The organism is Clostridium sp. ETTB3 (assembly GCF_053571985.1).
Window position 1 is genome coordinate 1,338,443 of sequence record NZ_CP199832.1, and the last position, 20,691, is coordinate 1,359,133.

Annotated in this window: 19 protein-coding genes; 18 read left to right on the forward strand and 1 reads right to left on the reverse strand. The window is 25.8% G+C overall.

The window, feature by feature from the left end:
• Positions 1-2 precede the first annotated feature (2 nt).
• From ACUN06_RS06550 to ACUN06_RS06625, 16 genes are all read left to right on the forward strand, one after another.
• Positions 3-260, forward strand: coding sequence for a ground-like protein (locus ACUN06_RS06550; RefSeq protein ID WP_291732720.1), 258 nt, complete (start codon positions 3-5; stop codon positions 258-260).
• Between the two features lie 120 nt (positions 261-380).
• The gene (locus ACUN06_RS06555) at positions 381-1,061 is read left to right on the forward strand and encodes a hypothetical protein (RefSeq protein WP_449390234.1); all 681 of its coding nucleotides are present in this window, start codon (positions 381-383) and stop codon (positions 1,059-1,061) included.
• A 25-nt stretch (positions 1,062-1,086) separates the two neighbouring features.
• Complete coding sequence (locus ACUN06_RS06560) at positions 1,087-1,851, forward strand: ClpP family protease (protein ID WP_449390235.1); 765 nt, start codon at positions 1,087-1,089, stop codon at positions 1,849-1,851.
• A gap of 121 nt (positions 1,852-1,972) precedes the next feature.
• Entirely contained in the window at positions 1,973-4,345 is a 2,373-nt protein-coding gene (locus ACUN06_RS06565) for a DNA translocase FtsK (protein ID WP_291732717.1), read from the forward strand.
• A gap of 104 nt (positions 4,346-4,449) precedes the next feature.
• Positions 4,450-5,787 carry a 30S ribosomal protein S12 methylthiotransferase RimO gene (rimO, locus tag ACUN06_RS06570; RefSeq protein WP_449390236.1) on the forward strand — a complete coding sequence of 446 codons (1,338 nt, stop codon included), beginning with the start codon at positions 4,450-4,452 and terminating at the stop codon, positions 5,785-5,787.
• Complete coding sequence (gene pgsA / locus ACUN06_RS06575) at positions 5,771-6,358, forward strand: CDP-diacylglycerol--glycerol-3-phosphate 3-phosphatidyltransferase (RefSeq protein WP_291732715.1); 588 nt, start codon at positions 5,771-5,773, stop codon at positions 6,356-6,358. Before rimO ends, pgsA begins: the two co-directional genes overlap by 17 nt.
• A gap of 166 nt (positions 6,359-6,524) precedes the next feature.
• A complete protein-coding gene (recA, locus tag ACUN06_RS06580; protein WP_291732714.1) occupies positions 6,525-7,565 on the forward strand; it encodes a recombinase RecA in 1,041 nt (346 codons plus the stop codon).
• A 293-nt stretch (positions 7,566-7,858) separates the two neighbouring features.
• Positions 7,859-9,379, forward strand: a complete 1,521-nt coding sequence (gene rny / locus ACUN06_RS06585; protein ID WP_449390257.1) for a ribonuclease Y — start codon at positions 7,859-7,861, stop codon at positions 9,377-9,379.
• Positions 9,380-9,551: 172 nt separating this feature from the next.
• Positions 9,552-9,812, forward strand: coding sequence for a stage V sporulation protein S (locus tag ACUN06_RS06590; protein ID WP_005212907.1), 261 nt, complete (start codon positions 9,552-9,554; stop codon positions 9,810-9,812).
• A gap of 105 nt (positions 9,813-9,917) precedes the next feature.
• A complete protein-coding gene (locus ACUN06_RS06595) occupies positions 9,918-10,178 on the forward strand; it encodes an HPr family phosphocarrier protein (RefSeq protein WP_291732712.1) in 261 nt (86 codons plus the stop codon).
• A gap of 149 nt (positions 10,179-10,327) precedes the next feature.
• On the forward strand, positions 10,328-11,758 hold the full coding sequence (gene purB / locus ACUN06_RS06600) for an adenylosuccinate lyase (protein ID WP_449390237.1): 1,431 nt from the start codon (positions 10,328-10,330) through the stop codon (positions 11,756-11,758).
• 143 nt (positions 11,759-11,901) lie between these two features.
• Positions 11,902-13,746 (forward strand): hypothetical protein, encoded by a 1,845-nt coding sequence (locus ACUN06_RS06605; protein ID WP_449390238.1) that lies wholly within the window; start codon positions 11,902-11,904, stop codon positions 13,744-13,746.
• Positions 13,747-13,842: 96 nt separating this feature from the next.
• A complete protein-coding gene (locus tag ACUN06_RS06610; protein ID WP_412345434.1) occupies positions 13,843-15,765 on the forward strand; it encodes an ABC-F family ATP-binding cassette domain-containing protein in 1,923 nt (640 codons plus the stop codon).
• Between the two features lie 92 nt (positions 15,766-15,857).
• Positions 15,858-16,469 (forward strand): acetate uptake transporter, encoded by a 612-nt coding sequence (locus tag ACUN06_RS06615; protein WP_449390239.1) that lies wholly within the window; start codon positions 15,858-15,860, stop codon positions 16,467-16,469.
• 152 nt (positions 16,470-16,621) lie between these two features.
• Positions 16,622-16,810: a hypothetical protein gene (locus ACUN06_RS06620; protein WP_291735895.1), complete on the forward strand. Its 189-nt coding sequence runs from the start codon at positions 16,622-16,624 to the stop codon at positions 16,808-16,810.
• A gap of 450 nt (positions 16,811-17,260) precedes the next feature.
• The gene (locus ACUN06_RS06625) at positions 17,261-18,271 is read left to right on the forward strand and encodes a tyrosine recombinase XerC (RefSeq protein WP_291731502.1); all 1,011 of its coding nucleotides are present in this window, start codon (positions 17,261-17,263) and stop codon (positions 18,269-18,271) included.
• Positions 18,272-18,387: 116 nt separating this feature from the next.
• Here the strand turns inward: ACUN06_RS06625 and ACUN06_RS06630 are convergent, their stop codons facing one another.
• Positions 18,388-18,786 (reverse strand): hypothetical protein, encoded by a 399-nt coding sequence (locus ACUN06_RS06630; RefSeq protein ID WP_294397205.1) that lies wholly within the window; start codon positions 18,784-18,786, stop codon positions 18,388-18,390.
• 142 nt (positions 18,787-18,928) lie between these two features.
• Between ACUN06_RS06630 and lexA the strand changes: the two genes are divergently transcribed.
• Together lexA and ACUN06_RS06640 are read left to right on the forward strand one after the other, a co-directional pair.
• Positions 18,929-19,537 (forward strand): transcriptional repressor LexA, encoded by a 609-nt coding sequence (lexA, locus tag ACUN06_RS06635; RefSeq protein ID WP_291731453.1) that lies wholly within the window; start codon positions 18,929-18,931, stop codon positions 19,535-19,537.
• A gap of 65 nt (positions 19,538-19,602) precedes the next feature.
• A complete protein-coding gene (locus ACUN06_RS06640) occupies positions 19,603-20,679 on the forward strand; it encodes a DUF3267 domain-containing protein (RefSeq protein WP_449390240.1) in 1,077 nt (358 codons plus the stop codon).
• Positions 20,680-20,691 lie beyond the last annotated feature (12 nt).

Consider the following 20,691-nt stretch of genomic DNA (forward strand, 5'->3'; position numbering starts at 1 on the left):
ACATGTCAAATAAGTGTTGTGGAAGCAATTGTTATGGTAGAAATAATTGTTGCTGCCAATCTTGTTGCAATCAAGGTTGTTGCAATCAAGGTTGTAATAGATACTGTAACTCTTGTAATAATTGTGGCTATGGATGCGGTGGTTACGGAGGCTTTGGAAACTGTGGAGGCTACGGTGGATATGGAGGCTTCGGCGGCTGTGGCGGCGGCTGGACATGGTGGATAATTATACTATTATTCTTCTTTGGAGGATGTTGGTAAATTATAATTAAGTGTGCTAAAAAGTGTACTTGCTTTTTAGTGCACTTTTTTATTTGAGATAAATTAATTTTTTATATTTGGGAAAACTATTTTTGAAAGAAACCCTAGGAGTGTTGTTATATGCAGAAAAATATAGTTTTATTTAGTTTAATTGTAACTATAATAATAGTTTTAAATTGCAATTTAGTATATTCAGAACCAATTGAGGATAATATTGATGAAAATATTAAAAAGGAAAATATAGGTCCATATCCAACATTAGATGATTTAAAAAAAGAATTAAAGGAGGAAAGACATAATGTTGATCAACAAAGATTAGATGAAATAAGAAAAAAAGAAGAGGAAAAAAAAGCACTTGAAAGCGAAGAGGATAAAGAAAATAATGAACAGATAAAGGATGAAAGTGATAATAAAAATAAAAAGGCCGAAAATGAATTAATTCCTAAGTTTATAGTTAGATTAAGAGGACAACATTCTAATAAATATTTATGTAGTTATAATTTTACTATAGTAAATGAAAATACATCAAGTGAACTTACTAATGTTAAATATGATGATTATAAGGTTTTATTAAAGAAACCATCATTAAAGGTTAGACCTGGAGAAATGATTAATTTTGAATTTAGTGAACCACCTAAGAAAATTCGTGCATTTATATGGAATGATGAAATTACTGAATTAAATATGACTAGAGGAAGCATAAAAGTTCCTGATTATGATAAAAAGTTAGTAGTTGGTATTGAGGGAACTTATAAAAATGGGAAAATACTTTATGCAGTAGTTTTAGATATAAGAGGTTAAATAAGAACAATGGAGGATGAATATTATGAATATTAAATATCAAGTTGGAAAAGATGATGAATTAAAATGTAGTAAAGAAGAGCAAGAAAATAATAAAGAAAATGAAGTTTTAGAAGAAGAAAAAGGAAAAAAAGAACAAGCAAAGCTTGAAGAAATAAAAGAACTTGGAAATACGAATATGAATTGTGTTGACCAAAGCATTCAAATTTTACCTATAATAGGTCAGATTGAAGGTCATGTTGTTTTACCACCTCAAACAAAAGCAACAAAATATGAACATATAATACCTCAATTAATTTCAATGGAGCAAAATGATAAAGTAAAAGGTGTATTAATTGTTTTGAATACAGTAGGTGGAGATGTTGAAGCTGGATTGGCAATATCAGAAATGATTTATTCATTATCAAAACCAACAGTGTCTATTGTAATAGGAGGAGGACATTCTATAGGAGTACCATTAGCTACATCTGCAGATTATTCTTTTATTACACCATCTGCTACAATGATAGTGCATCCTGTTAGGATGAATGGCTTTGTTATAGGGGTAGCTCAAACATTTCATTATTTTAAAAAAATGCAAGAAAGAATTAATAATTTTATAGTTAGAACTTCAAAAATTGATAAAGAAGAGTTAGAAAAAATGATGTTAAAACCAGATGAACTTTTAAATGATATGGGAACTATGCTTATTGGAGAGCAAGCTGTTGAATGTGGATTAATCGATAAGGTCGGCGGATTAAAAGATGCATTAGATAAATTAAATGAACTAATAAAAGAAAAAGAGAAATAGTATAATAAAAAGAAATTCCTTAATAGGAGTTTCTTTTTTCTTTGAAATATGTTTAAAATATTTATATATTATAATATAATAAAATTTTATAAATTTATGTTTTAATTACAGAGGTGATTTGATGGGAACTGGCAGTAAAAAAAGATCTAGCAAAAAGAAAAAGGATAATTCTTATCAAAAAAAGGGGGATATAAAAGCTATAGTTTATGTAGCAATAGGAGTATTGTTATGTTTTTCTACGTATACAGATTTAGCTGGAATTTTATCAATATTTACTAGAAAACTAATGTATCATTTTATAGGTATTATAGTTTATATTATACCAATTTATTTAATATATTTTGGGATAGATACAATAAAATCTAAAGGAACTATTAAATATTCTAGAAGATTTTTTAGTGTTACATTAATAGCAATATTAATTTGGTTGTTTTTTAGCACAATTTCAATTAATTTTACTATAGGAGATAACATTAATAAAGGTTTTATAACTTCTATTAGAGTTATGAAATTTTCAGAAAATTATAATATACATGGTGGATTTTTAGGTTTTTTAATATCATATCCCTTAGCTAGATTAATGGGATATATAGGTTGTTACATATTGTATATTACGTTATTTGCAATAGGAAGTATATTACTTATGGATATTACGTTATATGATGTATATATTAAAATAAAGCTTTTAATTAAAGGTATTATTGGTGATGAAAAAATAAACAATCAAAATAAAAAAAATAATAAAAAATCTGAAAAAAGAGTTAATAATGATACTATAGAAGTTGTTGTTCAAGATAATAATGAAAAGGAAGATTTTATTAAGGGAATAAATAATAAGATACAAATATTGGATTTTATGAAAAATTCAGAATTGAAGGATATTAATCCTCTTCAACATTTTAAAATAGATGGAGATTTTTCTAATGAAGATAATCAAAAAGAAGAATCATTTAACATTAAAGTTCCTAATACTGAAAAAATAAATAAAAAGTTATCATATGAAGATAAAGAAGTTGTAACTAAAGAAATTGAAGATTCCTTAAATGAATCAAATGAAGTAGTAAAAAAGGAATATTCATTCCCAAAAATGGATTTGTTAAATATAAATTCTAAGTTGAAATTGAAAAATGAAGATAAAAAGGACTTAATAGATAATGCAAACAAGCTTGAAGAAACACTTTCCAACTTTGGAGTTGAAGCAAAAGTTGTACAAGTTACTAAAGGTCCTTCGGTTACAAGATTTGAATTACAGCCAAGTCCAGGTGTTAAAGTTTCGAAAATAGTTAATTTACAAGATGACATTGCTTTAGGTTTAGCTGCAAATGGTGTTAGAATGGAAGCTCCAATTCCAGGAAAAGCTGCAATAGGAATAGAAGTTCCAAATAAAAAGCAATCTCCAGTATTTTTAAGAGAGGTATTAGATTCACAAGAGTTTACTTATACTTCTAAAAAATTAGCATTTGCATTAGGGAAAGATATTACAGGAAAATGTATAGTAGGTGATTTAAGCAAAATGCCACATATGTTAATTGCAGGGGCTACAGGTTCAGGAAAATCTGTATGTATAAATTCACTTATAATAAGTTTATTATATAAATACTCACCAGATGATGTTAAACTTCTTATGGTAGATCCAAAAGTTGTTGAATTAAGTGTATATAATGGAATACCACATTTATTAATACCGGTTGTTACAGAACCTAAAAAAGCAGCAGGAGCTTTAAATTGGGCTGTAAATGAAATGAATAAAAGATATAATTTATTTTCTCAAATGAAGGTAAAAAACATTGAATCATATAATAAGCTTTATGAAAAAGGAGAAATACAAGAAAAGCTTCCTTATATAGTTATTATTGTAGATGAACTTGCTGATTTAATGATGGCATGTCCAAATGATGTGGAAGATTATATTTGTAGATTAGCTCAAATGGCTAGAGCAGCTGGAATGCATTTAATTATTGCAACTCAAAGGCCTTCGGTAGATGTAATAACAGGAGTAATTAAAGCAAATATTCCATCAAGAGTATCATTTGCAGTTTCCTCAGGGACTGACTCAAGAACCATTTTAGATCAAGTTGGTGCAGAAAAACTTTTAGGAAGAGGAGACATGTTATATTATCCTATAGGTGAAAATAAACCAATAAGAGTTCAAGGTGCATTTATATCAGAAGAAGAAGTAGAAAATGTTGTTGATTTTATAAAAGATTCAGAAGAAGAGGTTGATTATTCAGAAGATATTATAAATCATATTAATAGTGAATCAAATAATGAATCAAATGTTAACAATGATGATACAGATGAATTACTTGATGAAGCGATGAAACTAGTTATAGATTATCAACAAGCATCAACTTCATTTATTCAAAGAAAATTAAGAGTTGGGTTTAATAGAGCTTCTAGAATAATGGATGAATTAGAAGAACATGGCATAATATCAGAAAAAGATGGAAGTAAACCAAGACAAGTATTAGTTAGTAAAGAAGAAAAGTATTAGTTAGTAAAGAAGACAGGTATAATAAATAACAATATAAAATACTTGTAAATATAACATAGTTAAATTAAAATAAGTATTATTATTTATACTTAGGAGGAACAAAGTTGAGTAAATATAAAGTTGGAATGGTTAGTTTAGGGTGCGATAAAAATAGAGTAGATTCTGAGTTAATTTTAGGAGCTATAAATAAGCACTATGAAATTACAAATGATGCTAAGGAAGCAGATATAATTATAGTTAATACATGTGGATTTATAGAAAGTGCAAAGCAAGAATCTATTGATACAATTTTAGAAATGGCAGAATACAAAAATAAATATAATTGTAAAATGTTAATTGCCACTGGATGTTTAACACAAAGATATGGTGATGAATTATTAGAGTTAATTCCTGAAATAGACATATTAATGGGCGTTAATGATTATATGAAACTACACAGATTGATATTAGATTTTATTAAAGAGCATAAAAGAATATCATCAGCAAGTTATACTGATGAAGGGGTTAATGAAGGTATTAGATTATTAACAACAAAACAACATACTGCATATGTAAGAATAGCTGAAGGATGTAATAATTTCTGTACTTATTGTATAATTCCAAAAATAAGAGGTAAATTTAGAAGTAGACTTGAAAAAAATATACTAAATGAAGTTAAGTTATTGGTTGATAATGGAGTAAAGGAAATTATATTAATTGCTCAAGATTTAACTGATTATGGTGTTGATATTTATGGAAAAAGAATGTTACATGATTTAGTTAGAAAAATTTCTTTAATTGAAGGTGTTCAATGGATTAGATTATTATATTGCTATCCAGAAGAAATAGCTGACGAATTAATTGAAGAAATAGCTAATAATGATAAAGTAGTGAAATATTTAGATTTACCAATTCAACATATAAGTAGTAGCGTTTTAAAACAAATGGGAAGAAGAACTAATAAAGAAAATATAATTAGTAAGATAGAAACATTAAGAAATAAAGTTCCTAATATTGCATTAAGAACTTCACTAATAGTTGGATTCCCTAATGAAAGTGAACATGATTTTAATGAATTAGCAACTTTCTTAATCGACTATAAGCTTGAAAATGTAGGAGTATTTTCATATTCGCAAGAAGAAGATACACCTGCAGCAAAGATGGATGGTCAAATAGAAGAGGAAATTAAAATAGAGCGTAAGAACAAATTAATGTCAATTCAAAGAGATGTTGTTAAGGAGCAAATTAAATTGAAAATAGGAAATATTTATGATACTATTATAGATAGTAATAATGGTGAATATTTTATTGGAAGAAGTTACGAAATGGCTCCAGAAATTGATGGACTTATCTATATTAAAAAACATAAAGGGATAAATATTGGTGATATAATAAAAGTTAAGATTACGGATGTTATGGAGTACGATTTAATAGGAGAGATTTTTGATGAATTTAGCAAATAAATTGACAATGATGAGGATAATACTAGTTCCAATTTTTTTGATTTTTATTGCGGTAAAAGAAATTCCATATGGATCAATAATTGCAACTATTGTATTTATAGTTGCCTCAATAACTGACCAACTTGATGGATACATAGCTAGAAGCAGAAATCAAATAACTAATTTTGGGAAGTTTATGGATCCATTAGCTGATAAATTATTAGTTACAGCAGCATTAGTCTCTTTGTCAGAAATGCACTTAATATCAGGTTGGATAGTAGTAGTAATAATTGCAAGAGAATTTGCTGTTTCAGGATTAAGAACATTAGCTGCATCAGATGGAATAATTATAGCTGCAAGCTGGTGGGGAAAACTTAAAACAGTAACACAAATGGCTGCTATAATAACATTATTATTAAAAGTTAATATAGGAGTATCACAAGCTTCAATAGACTTTGTAAGTAATAATCATTTTTTAAATGTATTTTTTACTTATGTTCCTAATATATTATTAATATTAGCAGTAATAGCAACTATTATTTCGGGTATAGATTATTTTATAAAAAATAAAGCAGCAATTTCTATGAAATAAGGTTTAATAATAAAATAATATGGGTATAATTCAAAGAGTTCCTTCTATAATTTTGAAATATAGAAAGAACTCTTTTAAAATTGAAAAAAATATATGTTGACTAGAAAATAATAATATTCTATAATTAATACATAAGAACAAATGTTCATGAAAGGGTGATTATTTAATGGTAAATATCGATGAAAATAAATTAAAAGCAATAGAGAATGCAATGAGTCAAATTGAAAAGCAATTTGGTAAAGGCTCTATAATGAAGTTGGGTGAACATAGCACTTTAAATATTGATTCAATTTCTACTGGATGTCTTGATTTAGATATAGCACTTGGAATTGGTGGAGTTCCAAGAGGAAGAATAATTGAAATATATGGACCAGAAAGTTCAGGTAAGACTACAGTTGCATTGCATGTTGCGGCAGAAGCACAAAAATTAGGAGGGGCTGTAGCATTTGTAGATGCAGAGCATGCATTAGATCCAAGTTATGCTAGAAATTTAGGAGTTGATACTGAAAATCTTATAGTTTCTCAACCAGATACAGGAGAACAAGGTCTAGAAATTGCTGAAGCATTAGTTAGATCAGGAGCTATTGATGTTCTTGTAGTTGATTCAGTTGCTGCATTAGTACCAAGAGCAGAAATTGAAGGAGAAATGGGAGATTCTCATGTAGGTTTACAAGCTAGATTAATGTCACAAGCATTAAGAAAACTAACAGGAACAATTAATAAATCTAAATGTGTTGTTATATTTATTAATCAATTAAGAGAAAAAGTTGGTGTAATGTTTGGAAATCCTGAAACTACAACAGGTGGTAGAGCACTTAAATTCTATTCTAGTATAAGATTAGATGTAAGAAGAATAGATTCAATTAAGCAAGGTGATGAAATTGTTGGAAATAGAACAAGAGTAAAAGTAATGAAAAATAAGGTTGCACCTCCATTTAAACAAGCTGAATTTGACATAATGTATAATGAAGGAATATCAAGAAATGGAAATATAGTTGATGTTGGAGTTAAAGAAAATATTGTTCAAAAAAGTGGTGCATGGTTCTCTTATGGAGATATAAGATTAGGACAAGGAAGAGAAAATGCTAAAAACTATTTAAAAGAAAACCCTGAAATTGCTTTAGAAATTGAAAATAAAATTAGAGCTAAATATGATTTACCAGTAATGGTTGATAATACTGTAAATAATAAAAAAGAAGAAAAATAATAAATATATTAATAGGATATGTATTTGTAAAAAAGTAAAAATACATATCCTTTTTAATAGATATAAATAAAATGAGAGATACTATTAAAGTAATCATATGTATTGGTTTGTATATGCATAGGCATGACAACTAATCTTGACATATTTTTGTTTATAAGGTAAAATAATAACAAATACTGGTTTATCATATTCATAGTAACAGTGAGAATAATATGACACCTAGACGTTCTCTATTAAAATATAAATAGAGATTTATACGAGGAGGTGTTAGTTTGGAGATATTACCAATTATAATGGTTGATATTTTAGTATTAGTAGTATTCGGGTTTATCGTATACAAGGTTATACAAAGAGCCACAAAAAATAAGATTTTGTTTTTAGAAAATGAAGCAAAGGATTTAGTGGAGAAAGCTAAAAGGGAAGCAGAAGCAACTAAAAAGGAATCAATTTTAGAGGCTAAAGAAGAAGTTCACAAACTAAGAAATGATTTAGACAGGGATTCTCGTGAGAGAAGAAGTGAGATTCAAAGGCTTGAAAGAAGAATTCTTCAAAGGGAAGAATCTTTAGACAAAAAGAGTGACCTTTTAGAGAAGAAAGAAGAAACTATCAATAAAAGATTGCAAGAAATTGATCAAATGGAAGAAAACGTTCAGCAGTTATATGTTAAAAGAAGAGAAGAGTTAGAAAGAATATCTGCTTTAACTTCAGAAGAAGCTAAAGAAATTCTTCTTGGAGAAGTTAGAAAGGAAGTTTCTCATGATGCGGCTTTAATGATTAAAGATATTGAATCTAAAGCTAAGGAAGAGGCTGATAAAAAAGCTAGAGAAATTATAACAACTGCTATTCAAAGATGTGCAGCAGATCATGTATCTGAATCAACAGTGCATGTAGTTGCTTTACCAAATGATGAAATGAAGGGCAGAATTATTGGAAGAGAAGGTAGAAACATAAGAACACTCGAAACATTAACAGGAGTAGATTTAATTATTGATGATACTCCTGAAGCAGTTATTTTATCTAGCTTTGATCCGATAAGAAGAGAAGTAGCTAGAATAGCACTTGAAAAATTAATTGTAGATGGAAGAATACATCCAGCTAGAATTGAAGAAATGGTTGAGAGAGCCAAAAAAGATGTTGAAAATGATATTAAAGAAGAAGGCGAACAAGCAACTTTAGAAACAGGGGTACATGGTTTACATCCTGAAATTATAAGACTTTTAGGAAGATTAAAGTATAGAACTAGCTATGGGCAAAATGTTTTAAAGCATTCTATAGAGGTTTCATACTTAGCAAGTGTAATGGCTTCAGAATTAGGTCTTGATGTTAATTTAGCTAAGAGAGCTGGTTTATTGCATGATATAGGTAAGGCAATAGATCAAGAACAAGAAGGTCCTCATGCTTTAATAGGAGGAGATTTTGCTAAAAAGTATCATGAGTCAGCTTTAGTAGTGAATGCAATTTCTGCTAATCATGGTGATGTAGAAATGATGTCTATGGAAGCTGTATTAGTTCAAGCAGCTGATGCAATATCAGCAGCAAGACCTGGCGCAAGAAGAGAAACACTAGAAGCTTATATTAAGAGATTAGAGAAGCTTGAAGAAATTGCAAATTCTTATGAGGGCGTAGATAAGTCATATGCCATTCAAGCTGGAAGAGAAATTAGAATCATGGTTAAACCAGAACAATTAGACGATGCTGGTTCAGTGGAATTAGCTCGTAATTTAGCTAAAAGTGTTGAAGAACAATTAGAGTATCCAGGGCAAATTAAGATTAATGTAATTAGAGAAATAAGAGCAGTGGATTTTGCTAAATAAATAAAAAAATGCATTTTGTTTTATTACAAAGTGCATTTTTTATATTTTAATTTTTTTTATTTTTTAGAAGGAAATATAAGTCTTTTGTAGAATATATAATCATATAAGTAAATATAAGAATTTATTTGCAATTATATGTAAACGATTTTAAAAACAGGAGGTAGTAATACAAATGGAAGTATTAAAAGTATCAACAAAATCTAACCCAAATTCAGTAGCAGGTGCTCTTGCTGCAATAATTAAAGAAAAAAACATTGTAGAAATACAAGCAGTAGGTGCAGGTGCAATAAACCAAGCTGTGAAAGCAATAGCAATAGCAAGAGGATTCGTGGCACCTAGTGGAAGAGATATAGTATGCGTACCTGCCTTTACTGATATAGAGATTGATGGTGAAGAAAGAACAGCAATAAAATTAATTGTACAACCTAGATAAAAAGTTATATTAAAAAAGTAATTTTAGTATTGAAATTATCTTAAGGAAAGTATATAATGTAATCGTTAGATATATAATATATTATACGTAAAGAGGTGTGTTTTAATGGTATCTAAAGAAGTAGTAGTAAACAATGGAACTGGTTTACATGCAAGACCAGCGACTTTATTAGTTAAGAAAGCTTCATCTTTCAAATCAGATGTAAGCATTGAATTTAACGGAAAGAAAGCTAACGTTAAGAGCTTAATTGGTGTTTTATCTTTAGGAGTTACTAAAGGAGCTAACATTACAGTTACAGCTAGCGGTGATGATGAAGCTTTAGCTGCAGAAGAAATTGCTAAATTAATAGAAACTTTAGAAGACTAAAACAAAAAAGTGCGTAAGCACTTTTTTTTTATTTATTACGTATATTACAAAGTATTAATTTTTTTATTATTACTAGCAAAAATAAATAAAAATATGATATAATACGAATGATATTAAATTAATAATTATAAATATTCGGAGGTAAATAAATGACAAACTTATATAACTCACCGCTAAACTCTAGATATGCATCAAAAGAAATGAGCTTTATATTTTCTGATGATATGAAATTTTCAACTTGGAGAAAATTATGGGTTGCATTAGCAGAAGGTGAAAGATCATTAGGAATTAATATAACAGAAGAACAAATTAATGAATTAAAAGCTAATATAAATAATATAAATTATGATGAAGCAAGAAAAAGAGAAAAAGAAGTAAGACATGATGTTATGAGTCATGTATATGCATATGGATTACAATGTCCTAATGCTAAAGGAATAATACATTTAGGGGCTACTAGTTGTTATGTAGGAGATAATACAGATATAATAATAATGAGAGATGCATTAGTATTAATAAAGAAAAAACTTATAACAGTATTAAATCACTTATCAAATTTTGCAATGAAATATAAAGATATGCCTACTTTAGGATTTACACATTTTCAACCTGCTCAATTAACTACTGTTGGAAAAAGAGCGACTTTATGGATGCAAGATTTAGTAATAGATATTGAAAATATTGATTTTGTATTAGCTAAATTAAAACTAAGGGGAGTTAAGGGAACAACTGGAACTCAAGCTAGTTTTATGAATTTATTTGAAGGTGATGAAGAAAAGATTAAATCTTTAGATACATATGTAGCTGAAAAAATGGGCTTTGAAAAAAGTTATGGAGTGACAGGTCAAACTTATCCTAGAAAAATTGATTCTATAATTTTAAATACTTTATCAGAAGTAGCACAAAGTGCTTATAAATTCAGCAATGATTTAAGATTATTACAAAGTATTAAAGAAATTGAAGAACCGTTTGAAAAACATCAAATAGGATCTTCTGCTATGGCATACAAGAGAAATCCAATGAGAAGTGAAAGAATGAGTTCTTTAGCAAGAACAGTTATAGTTAATGCATTAAATCCTGCTATTACAGCAGCTACACAATGGTTTGAAAGAACATTAGATGATTCAGCTAATAAAAGGATATCTGTTCCAGAAGCTTTTTTAGCTTTAGATGGAGTTTTAAATTTATATATTAATATAGCAGAAAGTATGGTTGTTTATGATAAGGTGATTGCAAAACATGTTAATGAGGAACTTCCATTTATGGCTACTGAAAATATAATGATGGAATGCACTAAAAGAGGATGCGATAGACAAGAATTACATGAAAGAATTAGGGAGCATTCAATGGCTGCAGCAAAAAGAGTTAAAGGTGAAGGTTTAAGCAATGATTTAATTGAGAGAATTATGGCTGATGATTATTTTAAATTAACAAAGGAAGAAATTTTAGATATAATTGATCCATTAAAATTTATTGGAAGAGCTCCAAGTCAAGTTGTAGAATTTATTGATGAATATGTTACACCTATTATAGATGAAAATAAGGATGCATTAGAAATTAAAAGTGAAATAAATGTTTAGATAATAATTATCCATTTTAAGCTAATTTATAGCTTAAAATGGATTTTTTATATTTAAGATATGTTTAATTTATATTGTAATCTAATTAATTTTAATAACATATGCTATTAATAAATGATGTGTTGAGAGGGTTATATAGAAGTATGGATGATATTTATAAGTATATATTAAAAAATTCAACTTTAAATGATTTAATTGAAGCGTGTTTAGAAAATAAAAATATTGCTATAATTATAAGCAATAATGAAATTGAAGATGTATTAATTTATTTAAAAAATTATATATTAAATAATATTACAACAGAAGAATTAAAGAAAAGAGTTAATGCTGTAAGTATAAATCATACTATTGATATGGTTAAAATTAAAAAGTTTAATATTTTAAATAGAGAAATTTCAAACAATAAAAAGAAGATAATGGAAATATTTTTATCCTTTATAAAAAAAGATAATGAAGGAAAATCATTAAATGATTTATATTCAATTACAAAAAAAAGTTTGGATTTTAAAGATAAGGAATTTAAGTATTTTTGTATATTAAATAAGTTTAAATTATTTACAGATAATAATAAAGAAGCAATTATTGAAAATATTCAAAAGTTATTTGAGGGTGAATATATAAATTTATTTATTAAATATAAGAAGTTTAATGGAAATAAGAAGTTTAATATTATAAATAAAGAATTAACTAATGAGGATATAGTTAAAGTAAAATTAAAGATGAGTGGTATATTAAACAACACTTTTGCATTTATTCCACCTATTTATTATAACAAATATACAAGTGATTTTGAAAGAGAAAATATTTACTACAAAAATTATAATGAAAATCAGCTATTGGAAGTTGTTAAAAGGATTAATTACAAACATAATAAAAAAATGCTAGATAAAATAACAGATATAAAATGGTATAAATTAAATGACATATTAAATCATAAAAGAATTTTAAATGAGAATAAAGAGATAAATAATGAATATTTAAGGCAACAAGAGATTATATACAAGCAATATATAGAAAACATAGAGAATTTAGCTTTGTTTTCAAATTCATTTGGATTTATAAAAAAAGTATTTAAAAATGAAGTTTTAGATGAAATAAACAATAGGATAACAAATGAAGAGGATTTATATAATTATATATCATATTTAAAGGAAACATTAAGTAGTTATGAAGAATATTTGGTAGTAGCTAGTAAAATAGAAATGTTAAATGACATACAAAGTGATATTTTAAATTATTGTTATGACAAGATTGATAATAAAAAAGACTTAGGTGAAATAATACAATTTATACCTAATTATTTTTTGTATAAAGAAATTGAAATTGATGAAATAGAAAATGAAATTGAAATTAACAATTATGAATCGATAGATAATAAAATAAACAATATTTATTTAGCTTTAAGTTCTTATAAAAATATTGCATTGCAAGTTTTACAAGAGTATAGTAATAAAACTACAAATGACTTTATAAAAGAAAATTCTATTGATATTTTTAGTTTGAATTATAAAGAAATTGTTGATAATAAATATAAAAAAGAAAATTATAAATTTTTATCTAAATTGTATCCAATAACAGTTATTTATGAAGATGAATTTAAAGATAACAAAAAAGTGATAGAAAAAAATTTCGATATTGTTATAAAAAGCTCTGATTTTTTTATTTATAATGGAATTGATCAATATAAGAGTGAAGTTTTATGTAATGAAAGATTAGATAAAAAAATAACTACTTTACTTTCAAACTTGGGATATCGTATATTTGAAAATGAAAATAATAACTCAGTTTTATATGTATTAGGATGTAAATGCCAAGGAAGTATAAAAACATTATATATAAATAATGGAGAAAGCTTTAGTATTAATAACTTAATTGAATTATTAAATTTAATTGATAAAAATGGGAAAATAATTTATATATGGTATAGAAATTGGTGGCTAAATAAGGCTGAAGAAATTGATAGTTTACAAAAACAATTAAATAAATAGGCAGTTAATACTGCTTATTTATTTATAATGATTTTGCACTAATTTATATAAATATGATAAAATTAGTTAATGAATTATTAATCAAAGGAGAAAAAGATGAATTTAATAACAGTTGAAAATATAAAAAAAACTTATAGTGAGAAAGTACTATTAAATAATGTTTCATTTGGAATAAATGATGGAGATAAAATTGGTCTAATTGGATTAAATGGTAGCGGAAAATCTACATTATTAAAGATAATAACAGAAAGAGATGAATTTTTTGATGGAAGCATTACAAAAGGAAAGGGAGTAAGAGTAGAATACCTTTCACAAAATTCAAATTTTGATCCAAATGCAACAGTTTTAGAACAAGTATTTAATAGCGATACACCTGAAATGAAATTATTAATGGAATATGAAACTCTATTAGATAAAATTAAAAATGAAGAATTTGATGAACAAACTAATGATAATCTTATAAAGGTTCAAGAAAAAATAGATTCTTTAGATTTATGGAATTTAGAAAGTGAAGTTAAAGTTATATTAACTAAACTTGGAATAAATGATTATACTATGAAAATGGGAACTTTATCTGGAGGACAAAAAAAGAGAGTATTTTTAGCATCTGCATTAATAAAACCTTGTGAATTACTTGTATTAGATGAGCCTACCAACCATTTAGATTCAATATCTATAGAATGGCTAGAGGAATATTTAAATAATAGAAAAGGTGCACTATTAATGATTACTCATGATAGATATTTTTTAGATAGAGTATCTAATAAAATATTAGAGTTAGATAGAGGGAATATATATACTTATACAGGAAATTATAGTTCATTTCTTGAAAAGAAAGCTGAAAGAATAGAATTAGAAGCAGCAAGTGAAGAAAAAAGACAAAAGCTAATATTAAAAGAATTAAAGTGGGTAAGAAGAGGAGCTAAAGCAAGAACAACAAAGCAAAAAGCAAGACTTCAAAGATTTGATGAATTAGTTAATCAGGAATATATAGCACCAAAGGACAATTTAGAAATGTCATTTATAGGTACTAGATTAGGTAAAAAAATTATAGAATTAAAAAATATAAATAAATCTTATGGAACTAAGAACCTTATAAATAATTTTACTTATACAGTATTAAAGGAAGATAGAATTGGTATTATTGGTGACAATGGAGTGGGAAAGACAACTTTACTTAATATAATAAAAAATTCCATTGCACCAGATATGGGAAATATAGAAATTGGAGAAACTGTAAAGATAGCTACATTTTCTCAAGATGATTCACATATGGATTTATCAATGAAAGCAATTGATTATGTTAAAGAAGGGGGAGAGTGGATTCCAACAGAAGATGGAACTAAAATAAGTGCTTCTCAGCTTGCTGAACGTTTTTTATTTGATGGAACAATGCAATATACAATGATAGAAAAGCTTTCAGGAGGAGAGAGGAGAAGGTTGCACTTATTAAGGGTTCTTATGGAAGCTCCAAATGTTTTAATTTTAGATGAGCCAACAAATGATTTAGATATAGAAACATTAAAAATTTTAGAGGATTTTATTGATGAATTTATAGGGGTTGTAATTGTTGTTTCGCACGATAGGTATTTCTTAGATAGAATTTGTAATAAGATCTTTTCTTTTGAAGATAACGGGATAATTAATGTATACAATGGAAACTATAGTGATTACTTAATTAATAAGGAAATTAAGTTTTTAAAAGAAAAGGAAGAGCAAAAAATTAAAGATGAGCCAAGTAAGAAAAAAACATATGTAAGAAATAAAGATGAAAGACCTAAATTTACATTTAAGGAACAAAGAGAATTTGAAACTATTTATAGCATTATTGAAGAGATAGAAAATAAAATTTCTGAAATAGAAGAGGAAATGATAAAGAATTCAAGTAGTTATGGGTTGTTAAATGAATTAGATCAAGAAAAAACTAAACTTGAAGAGGAGTTATTAGAGAAATATGAGCGTCAAGAATATTTAGAAGATATAGCGAAAAAAATAGAAGAATACAATAATAATAAGTAATAAGTCATTTAATTTGTTGACAATAATTTAAGTTTCTGATACTCTTGATAAGGTCGTAATAAAATTTATCTTATTTATTTTAGGAGGAAATTATGGAAAACACGCAAAAGATAAAAATTGTAACTGCTGATCCTTCAGCGTTAGGATTATTTGGACTAGCTATAATTACTTTAGTAGCTTCATCACAAAAATTAGGAATAACTTCAGGAGTGTCATTAGTATTACCTTGGGCTATATTCTTAGGAGCAACTGCTCAATTATTTGCATGTATAAATGATTTTAAACATGACAATACATTTGGAGCAACTGCATTTGGAGCATATGCATTCTTTTGGTATGCAATGGGATTTACTTGGTTAATTCAAAATGGAGTATTTGGAGAAAAGTTAGCTGCGGCAGCAGATACTAAGCAATTAGCATTTGCATTTTTAGGATACTTAATTTTTACGCTATTTATGACAATTGGAGCTATGGAAACTCATAAAGTATTATTTATTATATTTGTATTAATTGATTTCTTATTCTTAGGATTATCATTAAATGGATTTGGAATAATGGGTGAGTTTTCGCATAAATTAGCTGCTTATTCAGAATTATTAATATCTATAGTTTCATTCTATGGATGTGGAGCAGCTGTGTTAAATAAGCACTTTGGAAAGGTATTTTTACCAGTTGGTAAACCTTTTGGAATATTTAAAAAATAATTTAATAAAAATGTAAAAGGGATGTCGCATTAAGAATAAATACTACAATATATTGTGTATAAAATTTTTAGTGTGACAGCCCCTTTTTTCTTTATAAAGCTAAATCTATATTGTATACTTAAAATATATTAACCTAAATAAAGGAGTTAATAATGAAAATTAAAGTTATAGTAAAAGGTCAAAAAGATCCAATAATTTATTCTGGTGATAGAATTGATATTTTAGATTTTGAAATGAATGGTGAAAAATTTAAACAAATAAGATATTTCAAAAAAGGATTTTCAAAATCAGAGTTATTAAAAGCTGATTTAATTACCAAAGTTGTTGAAATTGAAAAATAATGGGATGTCGCGTTAAGGATAAATACTACAATATATTGTGTATAAAATTTTTAGTGCGACAGCCGTTATTTTTTTATTTTAAAAATTAAAAAATAAATTTTAAGGATAAAGAATATAAATAAAAAGTAGAGTTATTTTTTATAAGTAATTAAAAAAAATTTATAATAAAAATATAATTTTATTATAAAATAAACAATAAATTTTGAGATAAAAATATATATTTAAAAAATTTAAATAAAAACATAAAAATAACCAGAAATTTTATTTCGCTAAATATACATTTAGCGAAATAAATAGCGTTGTTGTAATTATTTTACCATGATATAATGAAAACATTATTATATTAGCCTTAAGGGGGAATTTTATATGGCTGAAAATGATAAAAAGTTAAATGTTATCAAAAAAAATACTATTAATACTATTAATGTAAATGAAATTGATAAAAATAATATGCCTATTAAAGAAAGATTTGGTATAGAAGTAAAAAATAATAATAAATTACCTAAAATTTTAATAGACTTTTTAAGTTATTTAGAAACTATTAAAGGTAAATCTTATAATACAATTGAAGCTTATAAAATAGATTTAAGTTTACTTTTTAAATATCTAAAAGTTTATAAAGGTTATCCAATACCAGATGATATAGAATTTGAAGAAATACCAATTAATGACCTTCAGGAAAATTTTATAAAAGATATAACTTTAAGTGATTTATATGCATTTTTATCATTTACTGAAAAACAAAGAAATAATGGAACTTATGCTAGAGCTAGAAAGGTTGCTACAATAAAATCATATTTTAATTATTTGCAAGGTAAAGCAAAAATAATTAATTCTAATCCGGCTGCAGAATTAGAATCTCCTAAAATAAACAAGAGACATCCAATTTATTTAACTTTAGAAGAAAGTGTATCACTACTCTCCTCTTTAGATAAAAATAACTACAATTATTTAAGGGATTATTGTATATTAACATTATTTTTAAATTGTGGAATGAGATTATCAGAATTGTGCTCTATTAAAATAGATAAAATTAAGGGCGATACATTAACTATTATAGGGAAAGGTAATAAAGAACGAACAGTATATTTAAATGAGGCTTGTATAAACTCTATTAATGATTATATATTAAAGAGAAATGATAGTAAGTCTACTGAAGAAAATAAAAAATATTTATTTTTATCTTCTAGAGGAACTCCAATTAATAAGAGAACTGTTGAATTATTAGTTAAAAAGCATGTAAAAAATGCAGGACTTACTAATGAAAAATATACACCACATAAATTACGTCATACTGCTGCTACTCTTATGTACAAGCATGGTGATGTAGATATTAGAAGTCTTCAAAGTATATTAGGACATGAAAATATTTCAACTACTCAAATTTATACACATGTAGATGAAGAAATTTTAAGAGAAGCTGCAAATTCTAATCCATTGGCTAATATAAAAAATAATTAAAAAACAAATGTTTGGTAGTCGTAAAATTAGCATTTTTTTATTAAATTAATAATTAAAACTAAAAAAATCGAAAGAAATTCAATAAAACTTTAAATTTCTTTCGATTTTAATATTTTCTATTTTTTCATTTTTCTTATTCCAGGATATATTTCCTCTGTTAATTCTTCCAATTCAGTGTCGTTTTCTACACCTAACTCATCAAAGTATACTATATTATCAAATGCATCTACATACTCTTCATCTGAATCTAGTTTATCTAATACATCATTATAATTATCTAAAGTAAGTTCTTCAGATAAATCTTCTTTAAGGTCACTTTCCTCTTCTTTTAATGCTTCTAATGCATTTTTAAGCTCTTCTTCTATAAATGCATTTTCTTCAACATTTTTTGCTATATCATCAATATTGATTGCTCTTATATCAATCCCATCTTCTTCTAAACACTTACCACAGTTATCACATATTTTTTTTGAAAAAAGATCACAATAATCATCTTCAGTATATTTATTAGTCATTAAATCACCACCCATGTTATTTTAACCTTATTATTCTATCAATTAATTAAGAATATTTCAACTAAAATATTTATTGATTAAAAGAACATAGGTTTGATATAATTATTTTATTATGATATAATTACTATTAATAAGCGAGGTGTTGAAAATGCGAGAAGTAAGCGATAAACAAAATGAAATTTATGAATTCTTAAAAACTTACACAGACAATAAAGGATACCCTCCTTCAGTTAGAGAAATATGTGAGGCTGTTGGGTTAAAATCAACTTCATCTGTTCATGGTCATCTTAAACGTTTAGAATCTAAAGGATTAATAAAAAGAGATCCTACAAAACCAAGAGCATTAGAAATTATAGATCATATAGCAAGAAAAGAAATGGTTAATATACCTATTATAGGAAAAGTTACTGCAGGAATGCCTATATTAGCAAATGAAAATGTTGAAGGAATATTCCCAGTACCATTAGATTACATTAAGCATAATAAAGAATTATTTATGTTAAATGTAAGTGGTGAAAGCATGATAAATTTAGGTATTTTTGATGGTGATTTAGCTATAATTGAAAAATGTCAAACTGCTACAAATGGTGATATTATAGTTGCATTAATTGAAAATGAAGCTACATTAAAAAGATTTTATAAAGAAAATAATTATATAAGATTACAACCTGAAAATGATAAAATGAATCCTATTATAGTTGATCATTGTGTAATTTTAGGAAAATTAGTTGGCTTATTTAGGACATATTAATAATTAAGGAATCATACATTATTGTATGGTTCTTTTTTATTATATTTTAAAGGTGTGTGATTTGAATGAAAATTGTTTTAGGTAGGTTTATAAAGAAAAAGGATGAATTTGATAGTGAAAATATAGTCTGTCCTATAAAAGGCTACGATAGAGATAAATATTTAAATAGACGAATATTTTTTAGAATTTTATTTATTTTAATATATGGATTTGGATTAGGTTATATTATAGGTTTAGCCTCTGTTACAATTCATGATGTAAAAGTAATTATATTTAGCTTTATATTATTTTATATATGTAATTTTTACTTAATTCAAATACCACATGAATTTATTCATATGCTTTTTTATCCTAATCCATTTAAAAATAATAAGATGATATTTTTTAATAAAAAGAGAATAGTTACAACAGAACTTAGTGAATTCATAAAACCACTTTTATTAGTTTTAAGCTTAATTACTCCTTTTATATTATTTTCTATATTGCCACTTATAGCAATTTATTTTATAGGGTTTAATATATATTTATATACTTTATCTTTTGCAAATGCAATTTTATCTTCTGATGATTTATTAAATATTATATTGCAATTATTTGTAAAAAAAAATCAATATGGAAAAAAGCGCTTATATATTATTCCTAATGATTATAATTACTTAAATAATGATGATTTGAAAAATAATAATATTAAAGTAAATAATGAAATAATAGAAGACTCTACTACTCTCCCACTTTCTAATCAAATTTTACAAGATAAATTAAATGATATAAATATTGAAGATAATACTATTGAAGATAGTGAATATAAAAATAATGATGATATAACTAAAGTTGAAGCTTTAGAAAGTGGTGATATAAGAGAAAATATTGATGTTGAAGATAATATAAATCAATCTTCTAATAAGCTAGAAAAAGAATGTAAAATTATATTAAAAGATAAAGACGAATCAATATATAGTTTAGAAGATTTTAATAATGAATTTATTAATAAAATGTCAGATGATTTAATTAAAGAAATTGATGAAATTAATGAAGATTCTACTAGTAATAAAAATGAAACGGCAATTACTAAAGATGACTTTACATCTATTAAAAGTAGTGAATTAATTGAATTACTTGATAAAATGATTAGTGATGATTAATAAAAAGAAGAA

Bases quoted from the DNA above. Each gene is read 5' to 3' on its own strand.
- ACUN06_RS06550 (WP_291732720.1), top strand. From the start codon at position 3: ATGTCAAATAAGTGTTGTGGAAGCAATTGTTATGGTAGAAATAATTGT.
- ACUN06_RS06555 (WP_449390234.1), top strand. From the start codon at position 381: ATGCAGAAAAATATAGTTTTATTTAGTTTAATTGTAACTATAATAATA.
- ACUN06_RS06560 (WP_449390235.1), top strand. From the start codon at position 1,087: ATGAATATTAAATATCAAGTTGGAAAAGATGATGAATTAAAATGTAGT.
- ACUN06_RS06565 (WP_291732717.1), top strand. From the start codon at position 1,973: ATGGGAACTGGCAGTAAAAAAAGATCTAGCAAAAAGAAAAAGGATAAT.
- pgsA (WP_291732715.1), top strand. From the start codon at position 5,771: ATGAATTTAGCAAATAAATTGACAATGATGAGGATAATACTAGTTCCA.
- recA (WP_291732714.1), top strand. From the start codon at position 6,525: ATGGTAAATATCGATGAAAATAAATTAAAAGCAATAGAGAATGCAATG.
- rny (WP_449390257.1), top strand. From the start codon at position 7,859: ATGGTTGATATTTTAGTATTAGTAGTATTCGGGTTTATCGTATACAAG.
- ACUN06_RS06590 (WP_005212907.1), top strand. From the start codon at position 9,552: ATGGAAGTATTAAAAGTATCAACAAAATCTAACCCAAATTCAGTAGCA.
- ACUN06_RS06595 (WP_291732712.1), top strand. From the start codon at position 9,918: ATGGTATCTAAAGAAGTAGTAGTAAACAATGGAACTGGTTTACATGCA.
- purB (WP_449390237.1), top strand. From the start codon at position 10,328: ATGACAAACTTATATAACTCACCGCTAAACTCTAGATATGCATCAAAA.
- ACUN06_RS06605 (WP_449390238.1), top strand. From the start codon at position 11,902: ATGGATGATATTTATAAGTATATATTAAAAAATTCAACTTTAAATGAT.
- ACUN06_RS06610 (WP_412345434.1), top strand. From the start codon at position 13,843: ATGAATTTAATAACAGTTGAAAATATAAAAAAAACTTATAGTGAGAAA.
- ACUN06_RS06615 (WP_449390239.1), top strand. From the start codon at position 15,858: ATGGAAAACACGCAAAAGATAAAAATTGTAACTGCTGATCCTTCAGCG.
- ACUN06_RS06620 (WP_291735895.1), top strand. From the start codon at position 16,622: ATGAAAATTAAAGTTATAGTAAAAGGTCAAAAAGATCCAATAATTTAT.
- ACUN06_RS06625 (WP_291731502.1), top strand. From the start codon at position 17,261: ATGCCTATTAAAGAAAGATTTGGTATAGAAGTAAAAAATAATAATAAA.
- ACUN06_RS06630 (WP_294397205.1), bottom strand. From the start codon at position 18,786: ATGACTAATAAATATACTGAAGATGATTATTGTGATCTTTTTTCAAAA.
- ACUN06_RS06640 (WP_449390240.1), top strand. From the start codon at position 19,603: ATGAAAATTGTTTTAGGTAGGTTTATAAAGAAAAAGGATGAATTTGAT.